The 16,986-nt window shown below is 73.4% G+C and carries 18 protein-coding genes; 14 read left to right on the forward strand and 4 right to left on the reverse strand.

From position 1 onward, the window contains the following. The first annotated feature begins 55 nt into the window (after nt 1-55). From IF55_RS10865 to IF55_RS10875, 3 genes are all read left to right on the forward strand, one after another. Nucleotides 56-892: a sulfurtransferase gene (locus IF55_RS10865; RefSeq protein ID WP_030881399.1), complete on the forward strand. Its 837-nt coding sequence runs from the start codon at nt 56-58 to the stop codon at nt 890-892. 41 nt (nt 893-933) lie between these two features. Then, on the forward strand, nt 934-1,221 hold the full coding sequence (locus tag IF55_RS10870) for a DUF1416 domain-containing protein (protein WP_030881404.1): 288 nt from the start codon (nt 934-936) through the stop codon (nt 1,219-1,221). Nucleotides 1,222-1,400: 179 nt separating this feature from the next. After that, a complete protein-coding gene (locus tag IF55_RS10875; protein WP_030881407.1) occupies nt 1,401-1,679 on the forward strand; it encodes a DUF3099 domain-containing protein in 279 nt (92 codons plus the stop codon). Between the two features lie 22 nt (nt 1,680-1,701). On the opposite strand, the gene IF55_RS10880 is transcribed toward IF55_RS10875, so the two are convergent. Further along, nucleotides 1,702-2,067 carry a DsrE family protein gene (locus IF55_RS10880; protein WP_030881409.1) on the reverse strand — a complete coding sequence of 122 codons (366 nt, stop codon included), beginning with the start codon at nt 2,065-2,067 and terminating at the stop codon, nt 1,702-1,704. Between the two features lie 320 nt (nt 2,068-2,387). On the opposite strand from IF55_RS10880, the gene IF55_RS10890 reads away from it, so the two are divergent. The 6 genes from IF55_RS10890 to ygfZ all read left to right on the forward strand — a co-directional run bounded on the left by IF55_RS10890 (nt 2,388) and on the right by ygfZ (nt 7,644). Continuing rightward, complete coding sequence (locus IF55_RS10890; RefSeq protein ID WP_030881415.1) at nt 2,388-2,951, forward strand: heme-binding beta-barrel domain-containing protein; 564 nt, start codon at nt 2,388-2,390, stop codon at nt 2,949-2,951. A gap of 294 nt (nt 2,952-3,245) precedes the next feature. Continuing rightward, nucleotides 3,246-4,340 (forward strand): FecCD family ABC transporter permease, encoded by a 1,095-nt coding sequence (locus tag IF55_RS10895; protein ID WP_030881418.1) that lies wholly within the window; start codon nt 3,246-3,248, stop codon nt 4,338-4,340. Next, a complete protein-coding gene (locus IF55_RS10900) occupies nt 4,340-5,134 on the forward strand; it encodes an ABC transporter ATP-binding protein (RefSeq protein WP_030881421.1) in 795 nt (264 codons plus the stop codon). The genes IF55_RS10895 and IF55_RS10900 overlap by 1 nt, the downstream gene beginning before the upstream one ends. Nucleotides 5,135-5,154: 20 nt before the next feature. Beyond that, nucleotides 5,155-6,201, forward strand: coding sequence for an ABC transporter substrate-binding protein (locus IF55_RS10905; RefSeq protein ID WP_030881424.1), 1,047 nt, complete (start codon nt 5,155-5,157; stop codon nt 6,199-6,201). A gap of 20 nt (nt 6,202-6,221) precedes the next feature. Beyond that, on the forward strand, nt 6,222-6,659 hold the full coding sequence (locus IF55_RS10910; RefSeq protein WP_030881428.1) for a Fur family transcriptional regulator: 438 nt from the start codon (nt 6,222-6,224) through the stop codon (nt 6,657-6,659). Between the two features lie 19 nt (nt 6,660-6,678). Beyond that, nucleotides 6,679-7,644: a CAF17-like 4Fe-4S cluster assembly/insertion protein YgfZ gene (gene ygfZ / locus IF55_RS10915; protein WP_030881430.1), complete on the forward strand. Its 966-nt coding sequence runs from the start codon at nt 6,679-6,681 to the stop codon at nt 7,642-7,644. 122 nt (nt 7,645-7,766) lie between these two features. On the opposite strand, the gene dtd is transcribed toward ygfZ, so the two are convergent. After that, nucleotides 7,767-8,192, reverse strand: a complete 426-nt coding sequence (dtd, locus tag IF55_RS10920) for a D-aminoacyl-tRNA deacylase (protein ID WP_030881431.1) — start codon at nt 8,190-8,192, stop codon at nt 7,767-7,769. A gap of 158 nt (nt 8,193-8,350) precedes the next feature. Between dtd and IF55_RS10925 the strand changes: the two genes are divergently transcribed. The 3 genes from IF55_RS10925 (at nt 8,351) to IF55_RS10935 (ending at nt 11,551) form a co-directional block, all read left to right on the forward strand. Continuing rightward, nucleotides 8,351-8,992, forward strand: coding sequence for an RsiG family protein (locus IF55_RS10925; RefSeq protein ID WP_030881433.1), 642 nt, complete (start codon nt 8,351-8,353; stop codon nt 8,990-8,992). 63 nt (nt 8,993-9,055) lie between these two features. Then, on the forward strand, nt 9,056-10,042 hold the full coding sequence (locus tag IF55_RS10930; RefSeq protein WP_030881434.1) for an asparaginase: 987 nt from the start codon (nt 9,056-9,058) through the stop codon (nt 10,040-10,042). A 192-nt stretch (nt 10,043-10,234) separates the two neighbouring features. Then, entirely contained in the window at nt 10,235-11,551 is a 1,317-nt protein-coding gene (locus IF55_RS10935) for a GNAT family N-acetyltransferase (protein ID WP_030881436.1), read from the forward strand. A gap of 252 nt (nt 11,552-11,803) precedes the next feature. Here IF55_RS10935 and soxR read toward each other — a convergent pair whose 3' ends face one another. Beyond that, entirely contained in the window at nt 11,804-12,262 is a 459-nt protein-coding gene (gene soxR / locus IF55_RS10940; protein ID WP_030881438.1) for a redox-sensitive transcriptional activator SoxR, read from the reverse strand. Between the two features lie 151 nt (nt 12,263-12,413). Between soxR and IF55_RS10945 the strand changes: the two genes are divergently transcribed. Next, the gene (locus tag IF55_RS10945; protein WP_030881440.1) at nt 12,414-13,010 is read left to right on the forward strand and encodes an NADPH-dependent FMN reductase; all 597 of its coding nucleotides are present in this window, start codon (nt 12,414-12,416) and stop codon (nt 13,008-13,010) included. A 433-nt stretch (nt 13,011-13,443) separates the two neighbouring features. On the opposite strand, the gene IF55_RS10950 is transcribed toward IF55_RS10945, so the two are convergent. Further along, nucleotides 13,444-14,154 carry a B3/B4 domain-containing protein gene (locus tag IF55_RS10950; protein WP_030892691.1) on the reverse strand — a complete coding sequence of 237 codons (711 nt, stop codon included), beginning with the start codon at nt 14,152-14,154 and terminating at the stop codon, nt 13,444-13,446. Nucleotides 14,155-15,670: 1,516 nt separating this feature from the next. Between IF55_RS10950 and IF55_RS10955 the strand changes: the two genes are divergently transcribed. After that, the gene (locus tag IF55_RS10955; protein WP_245661148.1) at nt 15,671-16,660 is read left to right on the forward strand and encodes a CopD family protein; all 990 of its coding nucleotides are present in this window, start codon (nt 15,671-15,673) and stop codon (nt 16,658-16,660) included. Nucleotides 16,661-16,986 lie beyond the last annotated feature (326 nt).

Here is a 16,986-nt window from a genome sequence, read left to right on the forward strand (position 1 = left end):
CACCGTCGCACCGCGCACCGCCCGCACCGCCGCACCTGCCCCGGAGGAGAGAAATATGAGCCGCAGCGACGTCCTGGTCGACGCCGACTGGGTCCAGGCCCGCATCGACGACCCGAAGACGGTCATCGTCGAGGTCGACGAGGACACCTCGGCGTACGACAAGAACCACATCAAGAACGCCGTACGGATCGACTGGAAGAAGGACCTCCAGGACCCCGTGCGCCGCGACTTCGTCGACCGGGCCGGCTTCGAGGCGCTGCTGTCCGAGAAGGGCATCGCCAACGACGACACGGTCGTCCTCTACGGCGGCAACAACAACTGGTTCGCGTCCTACGCCTACTGGTACTTCAAGCTCTACGGCCACCAGGACGTGAAGCTCCTCGACGGCGGACGCAAGAAGTGGGAGCTGGACTCCCGCGACCTGGTCGCCGAGGTGCCCAGCCGCGAGCGGACCCAGTACCGGGCCAAGGAGCAGGACCTGTCCATCCGCGCCTTCCGGGACGACGCCGTCGCCGCGATCGGGAAGCTCAACCTGGTCGACGTGCGCTCGCCCGACGAGTTCAGCGGCAAGCTGCTCGCCCCGGCCCACCTCCCGCAGGAGCAGTCCCAGCGCCCCGGCCACATCCCGAGCGCCCGCAACATCCCGTGGTCGAAGGCGGCCAACGACGACGGCACCTTCCGCTCCGACGACGAGCTGAAGGAGATCTACGAGGCGGCCGGCGTCGACCTGTCCAAGGACACCATCGCGTACTGCCGCATCGGGGAGCGCTCCGCGCACACCTGGTTTGTGCTGCACGAGCTGCTCGGCCAGGAGAACGTCCGGAACTACGACGGCTCGTGGACCGAGTACGGCTCCCTCGTCGGCGTCCCGATCGAACTCGGCGCCAACTGAGCATCCCTCCCGCTACACCCCTCTACTCTCAAGGACCCCATATGTGTGGAGCAAAGGCCGGCGGCCCGGACGCGGCGACGATCAAGCCCGGCGAGACCACCATCCAGGGCTCGGTGACCCGTGACGGCCAGCCCGTGAGCGGCTACGTCCGGCTGCTGGACAGCACCGGCGAGTTCACCGCCGAGGTGCCCACCTCGGCGACCGGGCAGTTCCGCTTCTACGCGGCCGAGGGCACCTGGACCGTACGCGCGCTGGTGCCGGGCGCGACCGCCGACCGTACCGTCGTCGCGCAGAGTGGCGGGCTCGCCGAGGTCGCCATCACTGTCTGAGCGGCCTGAGCCGACCTGAGTTCGGTCTGAGCCGACCCGGGCCCTGGTACTGGCAGGGGCCCGGACTCCGCCGTCCGAGGGACGGCACACGCACGGCCGAAGGGCCGCACCCCGGGGTTGGACGCCTTGGCGGGGTGCGGCCCTTCGCGCCGCCCGGGTCCCGGTCGTACCGTGGAACCATGTACGCGCGAAGGCGCCACCGGTACTTCGCCATGATGGGCACGTGCATCGCGCTGTTCGTCCTGGCGTGGGGTGTCGTACGCATCTGGTCGGTCCCCGCCGCCGTCGCGATGTGCCTGGTCGCGATGGTGATCCCGCCCGTCGCCGCGATCGTCGCGAACCGCAAGGGCCCCGACGACCGCTGGTGGGACGAGCCGCCGGACCGGTCCGCGCCCAGCGGGGACAAGGAGTCCGACCGCTGGTGGGACGAGCTGGAGGGCAAGAAGCACCGCCGTTGACGCCACGGGTTCCGTACGGGCCTCAGTACACGAGGGCCTGCACGCCATCCGCCATGATCTCGCTGACGAAGACCTGCGCGCCCGCGATCCGGGCGCCCTCGATGAGGTCCTTCTCCTCGATGCCGCGGCGCGCCGCGCACTGCGTGCACACCGTGATCGTCCCGCCGCCCGCCTGGATGCCCTCGATGAGGTCCGGCAGCGGCGCGGCGTGCGGCAGCTCGAACTCGGCGGCCCGCCCCGGCAGGCCGAACCACGAGGACTCGCCGGTCAGCCACAGCGACACCGCGACGCCGCTGGCGACGGCGACCGCCGCCACCGTGAACGCCTGCGAGCACCGCTCGGGCGCGTCCGCGCCCGCCGTCACCTTGATCACGAGCTTCTTCGCCATGGGCCCACTCTAGAAGCCCCGCCCAGCCCGCCCGCTCCCCCGGGACCGGCCCTCGGCCCCTACGGACGCCCGGCCTCCGCGGCGGGCGGCGGGGCGCGGCGGACCTCACAGCGCCGCCGGGAGCGTCGGCGACTAGACTCGGCCACGGTCCGTACACCCTCACCATCCGCCCTAGGAGCGCGCTCGTGCTTGAGGCATTCTTCACCGCCCTGTTGGTCCTGGTCGCCGTCGGCGTCATCGCGTTCGCGGGCCTGTCCGTGAAGAAGTTGTACCAGGGCCAGCGCTGACCCCCCGCCCCCGCCTACAGATCGCCTGAGCCAATGATCGAGATCCCGTCCGACCTGAACCCGGACCTCGTGCCCCTCGCCTTCCTCCTCGGCAACTGGGAGGGAGCGGGCGTCGCCGAGTTCCCCGGCACCGAGAAGTGCAACTTCGGCCAGGAAGTGACCTTCACCCACGACGGCCGCGACTTCCTGGAGTACATCTCGCACAGTTGGGTCCTCGACGGCGAGGGCAAGAAGGTCGCGCCGCTGGAGTCCGAGACCGGCTACTGGCGGATCGACAAGGACCGCAAGGTCGAGGTCGTGATGGTCCGCGACCAGGGCGTGGTGGAGATCTGGTACGGCGAGCTGGCCGACCAGAAGCCGCAGATCGACCTGGTGACCGACGCCATCGCGCGGACCGCCGCCGCCGGCCCGTACAGCGGGGGCAAGCGGCTCTACGGCTACGTCAACAGCGACCTCATGTGGGTGGGCGAGAAGTCCACTCCGGACGTGCCGCTGCGGCCGTACATGTCGGCGCACCTGAAGAAGGTCGTCGACCCGAGCGAATGGGCGAAGGACCTCAAGGACCTGCCCGACGACGGCATCGCCTTCTTCAAGTAGGAAGCCCCGGGCGGCGCGCCCGGTCTCCGCACAGGAGGCCCGGAGCGGCCGGCCCGGCACAAACTCAAGATCACGGCCCCGCGGGGAAAGTCCGGTGAGAATCCGGCGCTGACCCGCAACGGTGGGCGGTGCCGCGTGCGAGCGCGCGGCACCGCGAGCCCGATCACCCGCGGCGGCCACAGCTCCTGACAACTCGCCGTGGACTGCGAGGGGACGCCGCCCGGCCGAGCGCCGCTCGGGGCAGCCTCTCCGCACGTACGGAAGCGGCCCGAGGCGAAGGCGACCGACTCCACCGTGGCGATCACCTCCCCGGCCGACGGCGCGCGCACCGCGCCCGGCGGCCCGCCCCCACCGCGCCGCCTGCCCCTGCCGCCGCTGATCGCCGCGCTCGCGGCCGGGCTGCTCCTGTCGCTGGCCTGCGGGGTGGCGATGGGCTACTCCGGCCTGACCTGGGGCGCGGTCTTCGGCTATCTGCGGGCCGGGCTGACCGGCGGGACCATTGCGCCCGACGAGGTCTCCGCCTACACCATCGTGTGGGAGCTGCGCTTCCCGCGCGCGCTGCTGGCCGCGATCGTCGGCGCCGGGCTCTCCGCCATCGGCGTCGCCGTCCAGGCCATGGTCCGCAACGCCCTCGCCGACCCGTTCGTGTTGGGGATCTCCTCGGGGGCCGCGGTCGGCGCCAACGCCGTGCTGATCTTCGGCGCGCTGGGGGCGCTCGGCGTCTGGGCGCTGTCGGCGGCGGCGTTCGCCGCGGCGCTCGCCGCGATGGCGCTCGTCTACGCGGCGGCCCGCACCCCGCAGGGCCTCACCCCGCTGCGGCTCGTACTGACCGGCACCGCCATGTACTACGGCTTCTCGGCGATCAGCACCCTGATGGTCTTCAGCTCCGACCGGGCCGAGGCCGCGCGCTCCGCGATGATGTGGCTGCTGGGCAGCCTGGGCGGGGCGTCCTGGGACTCCGTGCCGATCGCTGCCGGCGCCGTACTGGCGGGGCTCGCGCACCTCGCCTTCTCCGCGCGCCGGCTGAACGCCCTGGCCATGGGCGACGAGACGGCCGCGGCCCTCGGCGTGGACGCCGGGCGGCTGCGCAAGCAGCTCTTCGTCACCGCGGCGGGCGTCACCGGCGCCGTCGTCGCCGTCAGCGGCGCGATCGGCTTCGTCGGGCTGATGGTCCCGCACATCACCCGGATGCTGGTGGGCGCCGACCACCGGCGCGTGCTGGCGGTGGCCCCGCTGCTCGGGGCCGTCCTGCTGGTGTGGGTCGACATCATCTCCCGGGTGCTGCTCGCGCCCGTGGAACTCCCCATCGGCGTCATCACGGCCGTCGTGGGCGTGCCCTGCTTCGTGCTGCTGATGCGCCGCCGCGGCTACACCTTCGGAGGCGCCTGATGCGCGTGGACGTCGAGGACCTGTCGGTCGCGATCGCGGGCGCCCGCATCGTCGAGGACATCACCGTACGGGCCGACAGCGGACAGCTCGTCGGCCTCGTCGGCCCCAACGGCAGCGGCAAGTCGACCCTGCTGCGCTGCGTCTACCGGGCGCTGCGCCCGGCCGCCGGCACCGTCCGGCTCGACGGCGCGGACCTGCACGCCATGGACGTACGGGAAGGGGCGCGGGCGCTGGCCGCGCTGCCCCAGGAGTCGGTGAACGAGTTCGACTTCACCGCCGCCGAGGTCGTCGCCATGGGGCGGCTGCCACACCAGAAGGCCGTCGCGCGCGCCACCGCCGCCGACGCCGCGGCCTGCGCGGCGGCGCTCGCCCGGGTCGGCGCGGACCATCTCGCGGACCGCGGGTTCCTGACCCTGTCGGGCGGCGAGAAGCAGCGGGTGCTGATCGCCCGCGCGCTGGCCCAGGAGTCGCGGGTGCTGGTCCTCGACGAGCCGACGAACCACCTCGACATCGCCCAGCAGCTCGAAGTCCTGTCGCTGGTGCGCGGCAGCGGGCTGACGGTGCTCGCCGCGCTGCACGACCTGAACCTGGCCGCCGGCCACTGCGACGTGCTGTACGTCATCGCCGGGGGCCGGATCGTGGCCTCGGGCCCGCCGCACGAGGTACTGACCCCCGAACTGCTCGCCGAGGTCTTCGGGGTACGGGCGCACCGCGTCCCGCATCCGGAGTCCGGCGCCCCGCAGCTCCTCTTCGACCGGCTCCCCGCCGCGACCACCACCCCCGCCGCCCCATGACCCTAAGGACGTCCCCCGACATGACCGCCACGCGCGCTCGCGCAGCCACCGCCGTCGCCGCCGTCGCGGCCCTCGCCCTGACCCTGACCGGCTGCGGCGCCGAGGTCGGCTCCGCCGACTCCGGGAAGTCAGGGGGCGCCTCGGCCAAGGGCTCCGGCCACTACCCCGTGACCGTGGAGAACTGCGGCCAGAAGGTGACGTACGACAAGGCGCCGCGGCGGGTGGTGACCAACGACGTGGGCATAGCCGAGATCATGTTCGCGCTCGGGCTCGAAGACCACATGGCCGGCTATGTGATGCCCGACTACAAGGACAGCCGCGAGGACGTTCCCTGGAAGGACGGCTACAAGAAGGTCAAGTGGCTGTCCAAGAAGCAGATCAACAAGGAACTGGTCCTCGACGCCAAGGCCGACATGGTCTTCGCGGGCTGGAACTACGGCTTCGGCGAGGGCGACGGCTTCACGCCCGCCGGCCTCAAGAAGCTCGGCATCGGCTCGTACGTGCTGACCGAGTCCTGCCGCAACGGCTCCTCCGCCAAGTCCCGCGGGGTGATGCCGCCGCTGGAGGCGCTCTACACGGACCTGACGACGCTCGGGAAGATCTTCGACGTCGAGGACCGGGCCGCGGAGCTCGTCGCGGGCTTCAAGAAGCAGGTCGCCGACGCACAGGCCGAGATCCCGAAGGACGGCCACCGCCCGTCCGTCTTCCTCTACGACTCCGGCCAGGACAAGCCGTTCACGTCGGGCGCGTTCGCGGGGCCGCAGGACATCATCACCAAGGCCGGCGGCACGAACGTGATGGGCGACCTCAAGGACACCTGGGCGACGGTGAGCTGGGAGTCCGTCGTCGACCGCGACCCCGAGGTCATCCTGATCAACAACTACGGGTCGCCCAACGCCGAGCAGAAGAAGAAGTTCCTGATGTCCTACGGGCCGCTGGCCAACGTCAAGGCCGTCAAGAACCACCGCGTCTTCGTCCTCGACTACGTCGACCTCGTGGAGAGCCCCCGCAACCCGTCCGCGATCGCGGCGCTGGCCGGCTACTTGAAGGAGGTCCGCGCGGGCTGAGGCTGCCTACACTGGGCGGCGTGGTGGACACCAACTGGCAGAGCGATCTCCGTAAGCGCGGATACCGGCTGACCCCGCAGCGCCAGCTCGTACTGGAGGCCGTCGACAGACTGGAGCACGCGACGCCCGACGGCATCCTCACCGAGGTGCGCCGCACCGCCAAGGGCGTCAACATCTCCACGGTCTACCGGACGCTGGAGCTGCTGGAGGAGCTGAAGCTGGTCAGCCACGCCCACCTCGGCCACGGCGCGCCCACGTACCACCTCGCGGACCGGCACCACCACATACACCTGGTCTGCCGGGACTGCACGGACGTGATCGAGGCCGATCTGTCGGTCGCGGAGCCGTTCACCGAGACGCTGCGCGAGCGGTTCGGCTTCGACACGGACATGAAGCACTTCGCGATCTTCGGGCAGTGCGCCGCCTGCGCCGGGAAGGCCGCGGCCGCCGAGTCGTAGGCTTGTCGGTATGAGCGGTATGAAGAGCCCTTTGCTGTCGCTGCCCGGCGCCGTCCCCGGCGAGGGACCCGACGAAGGAGTCGCCGCGCACTACGGCGACCTGTTCCGCGAGCAGCGCGCGCTCGCCGACGGCACCGGTTTCGTGGACCTCTCGCACCGCGGGGTGGTCACCGTCACCGGCGCCGAACGCCTGGCCTGGCTGCACCTGCTCCTCACCCAGCACGTCAGCGAACTCCCGGCCGGCGAGGCCACGGAGGCGCTGATCCTCTCCGCCAACGGCCATATCGAGCACGCCCTTTACCTCGTCGACGACGGCGGGACCACGTGGATCCACGTGGAGCCCGGCACCCAGGACGCGCTGATCGGCTACCTGGAGAGCATGAAGTTCTTCTACCGCGTCGAGGTCGCCGACCGCACCGCCGACCTCGCGGTGGTGCACCTCCCGGCGGGCTCCATCGCCGCGGCACCAAAGGGCGTGACGGTGCGCGAGACGCCGCACGGCCGCGATCTCTTCCTGCCCCGGGCCGACCTGGAGAAGTTCGCCGCCGAGCACGGTCCGGCCGCGGGCTCCCTCGCGTACGAGGCGCTGCGCGTCGAGGCCCACCGGCCCCGCCTCGGCCTGGAGACCGACCACCGCACCATCCCGCACGAGCTGGGCTGGATCGGCGGCGCCGTACACCTCCAGAAGGGCTGCTACCGCGGCCAGGAGACGGTGGCGCGGGTGCACAACCTCGGCAAGCCCCCGCGGCGGCTGGTCTTCCTGCACCTCGACGGCAGCGAGGTGCGGCTGCCCGCGCACGGCGCGCCGGTGCGGCTGGCCGCGGACGGCCCCGAGGGGCGCCCGATCGGATTCATCACCACCTCCGCGCGCCACCACGAACTGGGCCCGATCGCGCTCGCCCTGGTGAAGCGGAACGTGCCCGTCGACGCCGCGCTGCTCGCGGACGGGACGGCGGCGGCGCAGGAAGTGGTCGTGGAGCCGTGACGGCGTAAGGCCGCCGGGCCGGGGCTCTGTGCGGTGGGCCCGTAGGTCGCTTGCCGGGGGCTCCCGGTGGTGGGCCCGCAGGCCGCTCCCCGGGGCTCCCGGGTGGTGGGGGCCGGGGCCCCTCAGACCTCGATCAGCACCGTGAACGGGCCGTTGTTCGTGAGCGAGACCTTCATGTCCGCTCCGAAGCGGCCCGTCTCCACCTGCGCGCCCAGCTCCCGCAGCCGCGCCACGACCTCGTCCACCAGCGGCTCGGCGACCTCGCCGGGAGCGGCGGCGTTCCAGGTCGGCCGGCGGCCCTTCCGCGCGTCACCGAGGAGGGTGAACTGGGAGATCACCAGCAGCGGCGCCGCCACGTCCGAGCAGGACTTCTCGTCCTCCAGGACCCGGACGGACCACAGCTTGCGGGCCAGTTGCGCCGCCTTCCGCGGGGTGTCGTCATGGCCGACCCCGACCAGCACGCACAGCCCCTGGCCCACGATCTCGCCGACCGTCTCGCCGTCCACGACGACGCTCGCCCCGTCCACCCTCTGCACCACAGCTCGCATACGGACCATGATGCCTTGGGCACCGCGTACGGCCGTCCGGGGCCGTTCGGGTGCAGAGGCCCTGCGACGGGGGCGCCCAGAGTGGCACGATGCGTGCAGGCGGTGCGTTATGTGGGCAACGTGACCTGGTCGCGCACCGCCCGAGGGGACGGAAACGCATGATCACACCCGGCGCCGGGCAGACACCCGGCCCCGTATCCACTGCCCGCTCCACCACCGACCGCGCCAGCGCGGCTCGCACCGAGGACGGCCTCATGCTCCAGAGCGAAGCGTTGCAGCCCAGACCCCCGATCCAGCGCTCCGGAAGACTGGCCGACATGCCGGTGCGGGAGCTGGCCGAGCTGCGCCTCGCCGAGCTGCGCACGCTGCGCCGCGACGCGCAGCAGGACGAGGCCGATCTCAGCTACGTACGGCGGCTGCTCCAGGGCCGCATCGACATCCTGCGGGCCGAGCTGGCCCGGCGCGCGGCGCCCCGTTCGCCGGTGGTCGACCGGCTGTCGGAGATCCTCGCGGACGTACCGTCCAGCCACCGCTCGTCCGCCCGGCATGTGACGCTCGGCATGCCGCACAGCGAGGAGTTCCGGCGGCTGGCCGAGGACATGCTCTCCGAGGTCGAGCTGTCCGACCTGGAGGCCCGTACGGACCAGGAGCTGCTCACCGCGATGGGCCGGCTGGTCCGCTATGAGCAGCAGGTCTCGCGGCGCCGTCAGCAGTTGCAGCACACGGCGGACGATTGCGGCACGGAGATCGCCCGCAGGTACCGTGAAGGAGAAGCACAAGTAGACGATCTGCTCTCCTGAAGCCCGCGGACCCGCCTGGTCCGCGGCCCGCCGGGGGCAGTGCGCGACCCCGGAAGGCCCCCGATGTCCTCTTCCAGCCCCGCGGCCGCCGGCCCGGCCGCCGACGCCGCCATATCCCCGGTCCTCGCCGAGGTCGTACGCTCCGGTTTCGTCGAGGGCCGCCATCGCGGTTCGCTGGTGGTGCTGGCCGCGGACGGCGGTGTGGAGCTGGCGCTGGGCGAGGCGTCAGCGCCGGTCTTCCCGCGCTCCAGCAACAAGCCGATGCAGGCCGCGGCGGTGCTGCGGGCCGGGCTGGAGCTGTCCGGCGAGCGGCTGGCGCTGGCGGCGGCCAGCCATTCCGGCGAATCGTTTCACCTCGATCTGGTGCGCAAGATGCTCGCCGAGTACGGACTCCGCGAGGACGACCTCCAGACCCCGCCCGACCTGCCCCTGGACCCGGTCGAGGCGCAGTCGTACCTGGCGGCGGGCCACGTCCGCGACCGCGTCACCATGAACTGCTCGGGCAAGCACACCGCCATGCTCGCCGCGTGCGCCGCGAACGGCTGGCCGCTCGACACCTACCTCGCCCCGGACCACCCGCTCCAGCGGCTCGTCCTCCAGGTCGTCGAGGAGGCGAGCGGCGAACGCGTCGCGCACGTCGGCACGGACGGCTGCGGGGCGCCGCTGATGTCCCTGACCCTGACCGGCCTGGCCCGCGCCTTCCGTACGTTCGTACTGGCCGAGCCGGGCAGCGCGGAACGCCGGGTCGCGGACGCGATGCGCGCCCACCCCGAGTACGTGGCCGGCACCCGCCGCCCCGACACCTGGCTGATGAGCGAGGTGCCGGGGGTGCTGTCGAAGATGGGCGCGGAGGCCGTGCAGGCCGTGGCGCTGCCGGACGGCCGGGCCCTCGCCTTCAAGATCGACGACGGGTCCGGCCGCGCGCTCGGCCCCGTACTGGCGCGGGCGCTCGCCCTCCTCGGCGTCGACTCGCCCGTCGTGGCCCGCATCGGCGACGCGCCGCTGCTCGGGGGCGGGGAGCGGGTGGGAGAGGTGCGCGCGACGTTCTGAGGCGGTCGCTTCCTGAGGCGGCCCTGTCTCTGCGGGCGCGGGGGGGCTCATGGGGGGGCGCCTCGCCTCCCCCAGCCCCCATTGGCCTCCCCCAGCCCCCTTGGCCTCCCCCAGCCCCCCTTGGCCTCCCCGGCCCGTTGGCTCCCCGGTAATTCGCGTGCGGGGCGGGGTGGGCGCGCCTAGCGTGTGCCCATGAATCCAGGGCTCACGGTCCGTACGATCACCGAATCCGACGTACCGGACTGGTGCCGGGCACTGCACGTCGGCTTCCTGCGCCGCCCCACGGTCTCCAAGGAGGAGGTCGAGACCCGGCTGGGGGGCATTGACCTCGCCCGTACGCAGGGGGCGTTCGACGCGGGTTCGGTGAGCGTGAACGGCGTCAACGGCGCGGGCGGCGTGAACAGCGCGGACGGAGCGGACGGCCGGTGCGTGGCCACGTTCCGCAGCTTCGCGCAGCAGCTCACGGTGGTCGGCGGGGCGGCGGTGCCGGCCGACGCGGTCAGCAATGTGACGGTGTCGCCGACGCACCGCCGCCGCGGCCTGCTCACCCGCATGATGGACACCGACCTGCGGCTGGCCAAGGAGCGCGGCGACGCCGTCGCGACGCTGGTCTCCGCCGAGTACCCGATCTACGGGCGGTACGGCTTCGGCCCGGCCACCTGGATCACCGAGTGGGAGGTCGACGTAGCGCGCGCCGGCCTCGACGGGCGGTACACGGGCCCCGCGGACGGCGGCCGGGTGGACTTCGCGACCCCCGAGACCGTACGGGGACTCGGCCCGGCCTTCCACGAGCGGTTCCGGGCGACGCGGCCCGGTGCGGTCAGCCGCTCCGAGCGCTGGTGGCGGATGGAGACCGGCGACCTGTCCAACGGCGCCGCGGACGAGCCCTGGAAGGAACCGTTCTTCGCCGTCTACCGGGGCCCCGACGGCACGGTCGACGGCCTGCTCTCGTACGAGGTGAACGAGCGCTGGGACGGCAAGCTGCCGGACAACACCCTGGTCGTGCGCCACCTGCTCGCCACCTCCCCGGCGGCCGAGCGCGCGCTGTGGCACTTCGTGCTGTCGGTCGACTGGATATCCACGGTGCGCAGCGGCCACCGCGCCCCCGACGACGTACTCCCGCTGCTGCTCGGCGACCCGCGCGCGGCCCGCGTCACCACCCACGCCGACTACCTCTGGCTGCGCCCCCTGGACGTGCCGCGGCTCCTCCAGGCCCGTACGTACGCGGCCTCGGCCGCCCTCGTCCTCGACGTACGGGACCCGGCGGGCCTCGCCCCCGGCCGCTACCTCCTGGACGCCACCCCCACCGGCGCCACCTGCGCCCCGACGACGCGCTCGCCCGATCTGACCCTGGATGTCGCGGAGTTGGGCGCCTTGTACCTCGGCGACGAGTCGGTCCAACGGCTCGTCGCGCTGGGCCGCGTACAGGAGGAACAGGCCGGGGCGGCGGCGACGGCGGAGGCACTGCTGCGAACGGGCCGGCGGCCGTGGTGCCCGGACGTGTTCTGAGGGCAGGTGGGTGGGGGGCCGGAGCCGGTGTTCGGGGGGGGCGGTCGCCGACCCGGGGCGGGTGCGTGCTGCGAGGGGTGCTGCGGGGAGCTGATGAGCCGGCGCGGGTTGAGGGCGTACTGCGAGGGGGCACGGGGAGCTGATGCGCCGGGCGCGGGCGGGGTGCGTATTACGAGGGGGGCTGCGAGGGGCTGGTGGCCCGGGGCGGGCCGGGGGCGTACTACGAGGAGGGCCGCGAGGAGCTGACGAGTTCTACGGGGAACTGATGAGCCGGCGCGGGCCGGGGCCTTCTGCCTGGAGCTGGTCGGCGGGGTTGGTGAGGACGCACCGGTCGATGGTCAGGCAGCCGCAGCCGATGCAGTCGGTCAGATGGTCGCGGAGCTTCGTCATCTGCTCGATGCGGTCGGTCAGGTCCTGCCGCCAGCACTCGGAGACCCGCGCCCAGTCCTCGCGGGTGGGGGTGCGGTTCTCGGGGAGCATGGCGAGGGCGTCGCGGATGGCGGCGAGCGGGATGCCGAGCCGCTGGGAGACCCGGATGAAGGCGACGCGGCGCAGCGTGTCGCGGGTGTAGCGGCGCTGATTTCCGCTGGTGCGGCGGCTGTTGATGAGTTCCTGGCGCTCGTAGAAGCGGAGCGCGGAGGCGGGGACGCCGCTGCGCTCGGAGAGTTCGCCGACGGTGAGTTCTTTGGCCTGCCAGGGGACTTGGGTCATGGTGGCCAGGATAGCTTGACTTGAACCATTGTTTAAGTTGGAGGCTCTTTCCTACGGAGACCGCGCGGCCTCCGGCATCTCCGGCACCTCCGGCACAGCGCTCGCGCCGAACGCGCTGCGCGCGCCGCTCCCCAAGGAAGGGACTCCTGCCATGACCGTCACCGCACCCGAGCGCCCATACCGCCTGGCCGTGATCATCGGCTCGACGCGGGAGGGCCGCTTCGGCCCCACCGTCGCCAACTGGTTCGTGGCCCAGGCCGCGCGCCGCGACGACGTCGAGACGCACGTCATCGACCTGGCCGAGACCCCGCTGCCGATGAACCTCAGCGGCGAGCCCGGCCCCGAGGCGGCCGCCGCGCTGGCCGCCGTCACGCCGCGGCTGGCGGCCGCCGACGCGTTCGTCGTCGTGACGCCCGAGTACAACCACAGCTACCCGGCCCCCCTCAAGAACCTCATCGACTGGCACCGCGACGAATGGCAGGCCAAGCCCGTCGGCTTCGTCTCCTACGGCGGCCTCTCCGGCGGCCTCCGCGCCGTCGAGCACCTGCGCCCCGTCTTCGCCGAACTGCACACCGTCACCGTCCGCGACACGATCAGCTTCCACATGCCTTGGGGTCAGTTCGACGAAGACGGCACCCACAAAGACGGCGCCGCCGCCTCCGCCGCCGCCAAGACCATGCTCGACCAACTCGGCTGGTGGGCCCGCGCCCTCACCACAGCCCGCCAAACCCACCCCTACGGAAGCTGAACCCTGTTCGCCGATGCGACAGTTGGCGCTCTTACGTGGCCTGGGGGCCTTGGCGGGGCGGGTGGCTGACGCCGCATGGTCTGCGGCCGAGTTGGGGTGGTGGGGGGCCGCGGTAGCGGAGGGGGCGGGCCGACCGCGAGGGCGGGGGCGGCGGGCTGACCGCGGTGGGGGCGGGGCACGGTGGGCCTTGGCGGGGCGGCGGGCGCAGCCGCGCGGTGGTCGGGGCGGCGCGCAGCCGTCGCCCTCCGTCCCTGGGCCAGCGCAGGCCCGGCGGCAGCCACCGACCCCCGCCCCCAGGCGGTACGTCCGCACAGCCTCGTGGCGCCAGACAACTCACAGCAACCACGCCGCGCGCCGCGCGCCGGGCGCGCCCCCGCAGCGGTCGGGGGCAACGCTCACCCCTCGGGTGGCGGGGTTTTCGTACGGGGGGCGCTCAGCGCAGCGTCCCGGCGGGGACGAGGCGTGTTGCGAGGCGTACGTGGGGGCTAGAAGCGGTCAGGGCCTCGCTGAGGGCGTCGCCGGCGGCGGTGAGGGCGGTGTCGTCCATGGGACCGAGGGCGTCGAGGAGGAAGAAGGCGCGCGTGGTGTCGTGGGTGAGGCGGGTGCGGACGCACTGCCGCCAGTTCCAGCGGCGGCAGGTGACGCCGGCGTCGTCGCGCCAGACGACCTCGCCGGGCGCGGGGTGCTCGATGACGCTCTCGCCCCCGGCGGCCGTGGCGAACTCCTCGGTGCCGTCGGCGCGTACGAGCCGCGCCGGGCCCTGGTAGTGGTCGAGGTCCTCGCCGCCCAGCGGCACGACGTGCGCGACCGAGATCGCGTTGTAGATGTCGGTGAGCCGGTCCACACGGGGCAGCCCGTCGGCGGCGCGGCGCAGCAGCGCTTCCGCGCTGGGCCGGGTCCGCTGCGGCTTAGCGCCGAAGGCGCGGAACGCCTCGCGCCAGGCCGCGAGGTGCGGATGCTCCTCCACCGGCCCATCGGCCAGCCACTTGCGCGCGGTCTCCTCGGCCTCCGCGAGCAGCCGCTCGCCCTGCGCATCGCTGGGCCCGGGGACCAGCCCCTCGGCCGTGATCACCAGGGCCCGGTAGTCCGGCCGCAGCTCCCGAACGGCAGGGTCGATCGCCACGGCGGCGAGCCAGGCGTCGATGTCGGCGGTGTCGGCGGCGGCAGCGCCGGTCCCGGCGGTGCCGGTGTTCACGTCGTCGCCGGTCACGTGGTCGGTCACGTCGTTGTTCCCGTCTGTCTATGCGGGCCCCGGGCCCCGTTCGCGGGCCCCTCCGCTGCGAGGGCGTTCGGCCTCCACCGTATGCGGGCCGCCCGAGCCGGAGCCGGACAGGCGCCGGCGACCACGGCACGAGCCAACCAGTGCCTACGCCCGTAAGCCCCGCCGGTCGCACCGCTGGCGGCGCGTGCGCCCCGGTCCATGCCCGGCCCCCTGCGGACCCACCGCGGCCCGTTGCGCACACCGGCCGCCAGGCCAGCGGCTACGGCCGACCGTGAGCCCGCCCGGCTCCACCGATACAGGACCGGCCCTCGGGCGCGTACCATCCCCCGGTCGGCGACTGTCCGTACAACCGCCCCCGGCCCAGCCCGCTGCGAGCGGTACGTACCCACAACCCAGCAGCACAGGCCAATCCCACCACCGCCCGCCGCCCCGCCCCCTCGCCGCCGTTCATACAGCCACGAGCGGCGGCACGGCCACCAGCCCTCCGCACCCGGCCAAGCCCCGGCCCCCGCAAGGGGCAACCGTTGACGAACGGCACCCCCAGCCAGCGGCTACGGTCCGCTGCGAGCCCGCCCAGTCACCTCCCACGCCCCCGCCCACCGCTGTCCGTACAGCCACGAGCGGCAGCACGGCCACCAACCCTCCGCTCCGGACCAGGCGCCCCTGGGCCCGCGGCGAACGGATAACCGCTGACGGACCGCACCCCCAGCCTGCGGCTACGGCCCGCCGCGAGCCCACCCGATCGCCTCTCACACCCCCCACACATACCGCCGCGGCCGGCGACTGCTCGTACAAGCCCCCCGGCCCACCCGACCGCGAGCAGTACGCACCCACAACCCATCAGCGCGGGCCAGCCCCACCACCGCCCGCCACCCGCCCCTCACCGCTGCTCGTACAGCCACGAGCGGCGACACGACCGCCAACCGCCCGCACCGGGTCAGGCCCCGGCCCCCGCAAGGGCGCCCGTTGACGAACGGCCCCACCAGCCAGCGGCCTCCGGCACGAGCCCGCCCGGTCGGCGACCGCTCGTACAAGCCCCCGGCCCAACCGACCGCGAACGGTACGTACACCCACACCCCAGCAGCACAGGCCAGCCCCACCACCGTCCGCCACCCGCCCCATCGCCGCCGTTCGTACAGCCACGGGCGGCGGCACAGCCACCAACTGTCCGTACCGCACCCGGCCCAGCCCCGGCCCCCGCAAGGGGCAACCATTGACGAACGACGCCCCAGCCAGCGGCCTCCGGCACGAGCCCGGCTCGGGCGGCGCAGCCCCGGCCCGCGGGGCCCGGGGCCCGCCCGCCCCGGGGAGCGCCGGAAGGCCGGCCGGTGTCCGCGGCGCGAGCCACCTGGCGAGAGGGGGACGGTTCGAACTCGGGTGGACCAGTGTGGCGCGCGCCGGTCTTGCCGGATTTGTACGCTCCGGAGACGATCGCCCGATGATGCTTCCGGGCTCCTCGGTCACCGACACCCGCCGCCGGCGCGCGAGACTGATCGCCGCGGTGGCCATCCCCTCGGCGGCGTTCCTCGTCGTGTCGCTGCTGGGCGCCTCGGCCGCCCTGTCCGGCACGAACGAGCTGACCGTGCCGGGCACGGGAATCACGACCACGCTGCGAACGGTGCTGCTGGCCGCGTTCTCCCTCCAACTGGGCGAGGCGGCCGCCAACCGGCTGGCCCGTACGGTTCCCGACGCGCCCGAATCCACCCCGCGCAGTTGGGCGTTGGCGGCGGCCCTGGCCGGAGTCGCGGCGGCGGCCGGGCAGATCGTCGTCCTGGCCGGGGACGGCTCCTTGGCCGCCGGGCTGTTCAGCGGCGACATCGTCGATACGTACGCGACGCGCCCCGGCGCCCTCGCGCTGCTGGAAGCCAACGGCTTCCTCTTCTCGGCCGTCTGCGTCGCGCTGCGCCGCCCCGCTCTCGCCTCCGCCCCCCTGGCCCTGGTCGCCGTCGGGGAGGCGCTGCGCGCGCACCCGGAGGCCGACAGTCCGTTGCTGGGTTCGCTGCTGACGCTGATTCACCTGAGCGCCGCCGCGCTGTGGGCGGGCGGACTGGTGCACGTACTGCGCACGATCCGCCTGTGGCGGGGCCGGCCGGACGCCGCCAGGGCGCTGCTGCGCCGGTACGCCCGGCCGGCCGCCGCCCTCTTCGCGGCCCTGGCGGCGACCGGAACGCTCAGCACCCTGCGCCGGCTGCCGCTCGAAGCGGCGCTGACGACGGCGTACGGGCGCGCGCTGCTCGCCAAGCTGGCGCTGGTGGCCGTCGTGGGCGCGCTGGCCCTGGCCGCCCGGCTCCGGCTGAACCGTTCCTCCGACCCGAACTCCCCCACCGGCCCAGTCCGCCCCGCCCGCGCGGAGGCCGCGACCCTGGCCGCCGTCATCCTGGTCTCGGCGATCATCACGGCCGTGCCTGTGCCGGTGGCGAGCGGCTGACGACGGGCCCCGTCCGCCGTCTTTCCGCTCCCGGGGCGGGCATTTCGCCGACGCGGGGCGGCGTCCCTGGACGTTCGGTCGTTCTCCCGACGCGAGGACCGCTGACTGCTGGCCGCAGGCCGCTGGTCGCTGGCCGATCACGGACTGAGGAGGCCGCCCGCCCGTGTGCGAGGTCGGCAGGGGAGCGAGGGCAGCGCCTATGGCCGCCGGGCTCTCCCCCGAACGCGCAGGCGGCTGGCGTACGAGCCGTGCCCTACGCAGCCGCCTTCCCGGCGCGCGAGGACAACCGGAGCCTCAACCGACCCATAGCCGAACCAGTCTCCCGC

Source organism: Streptomyces varsoviensis (assembly GCF_000718635.1).
GTDB lineage: Bacteria > Actinomycetota > Actinomycetes > Streptomycetales > Streptomycetaceae > Streptomyces > Streptomyces varsoviensis.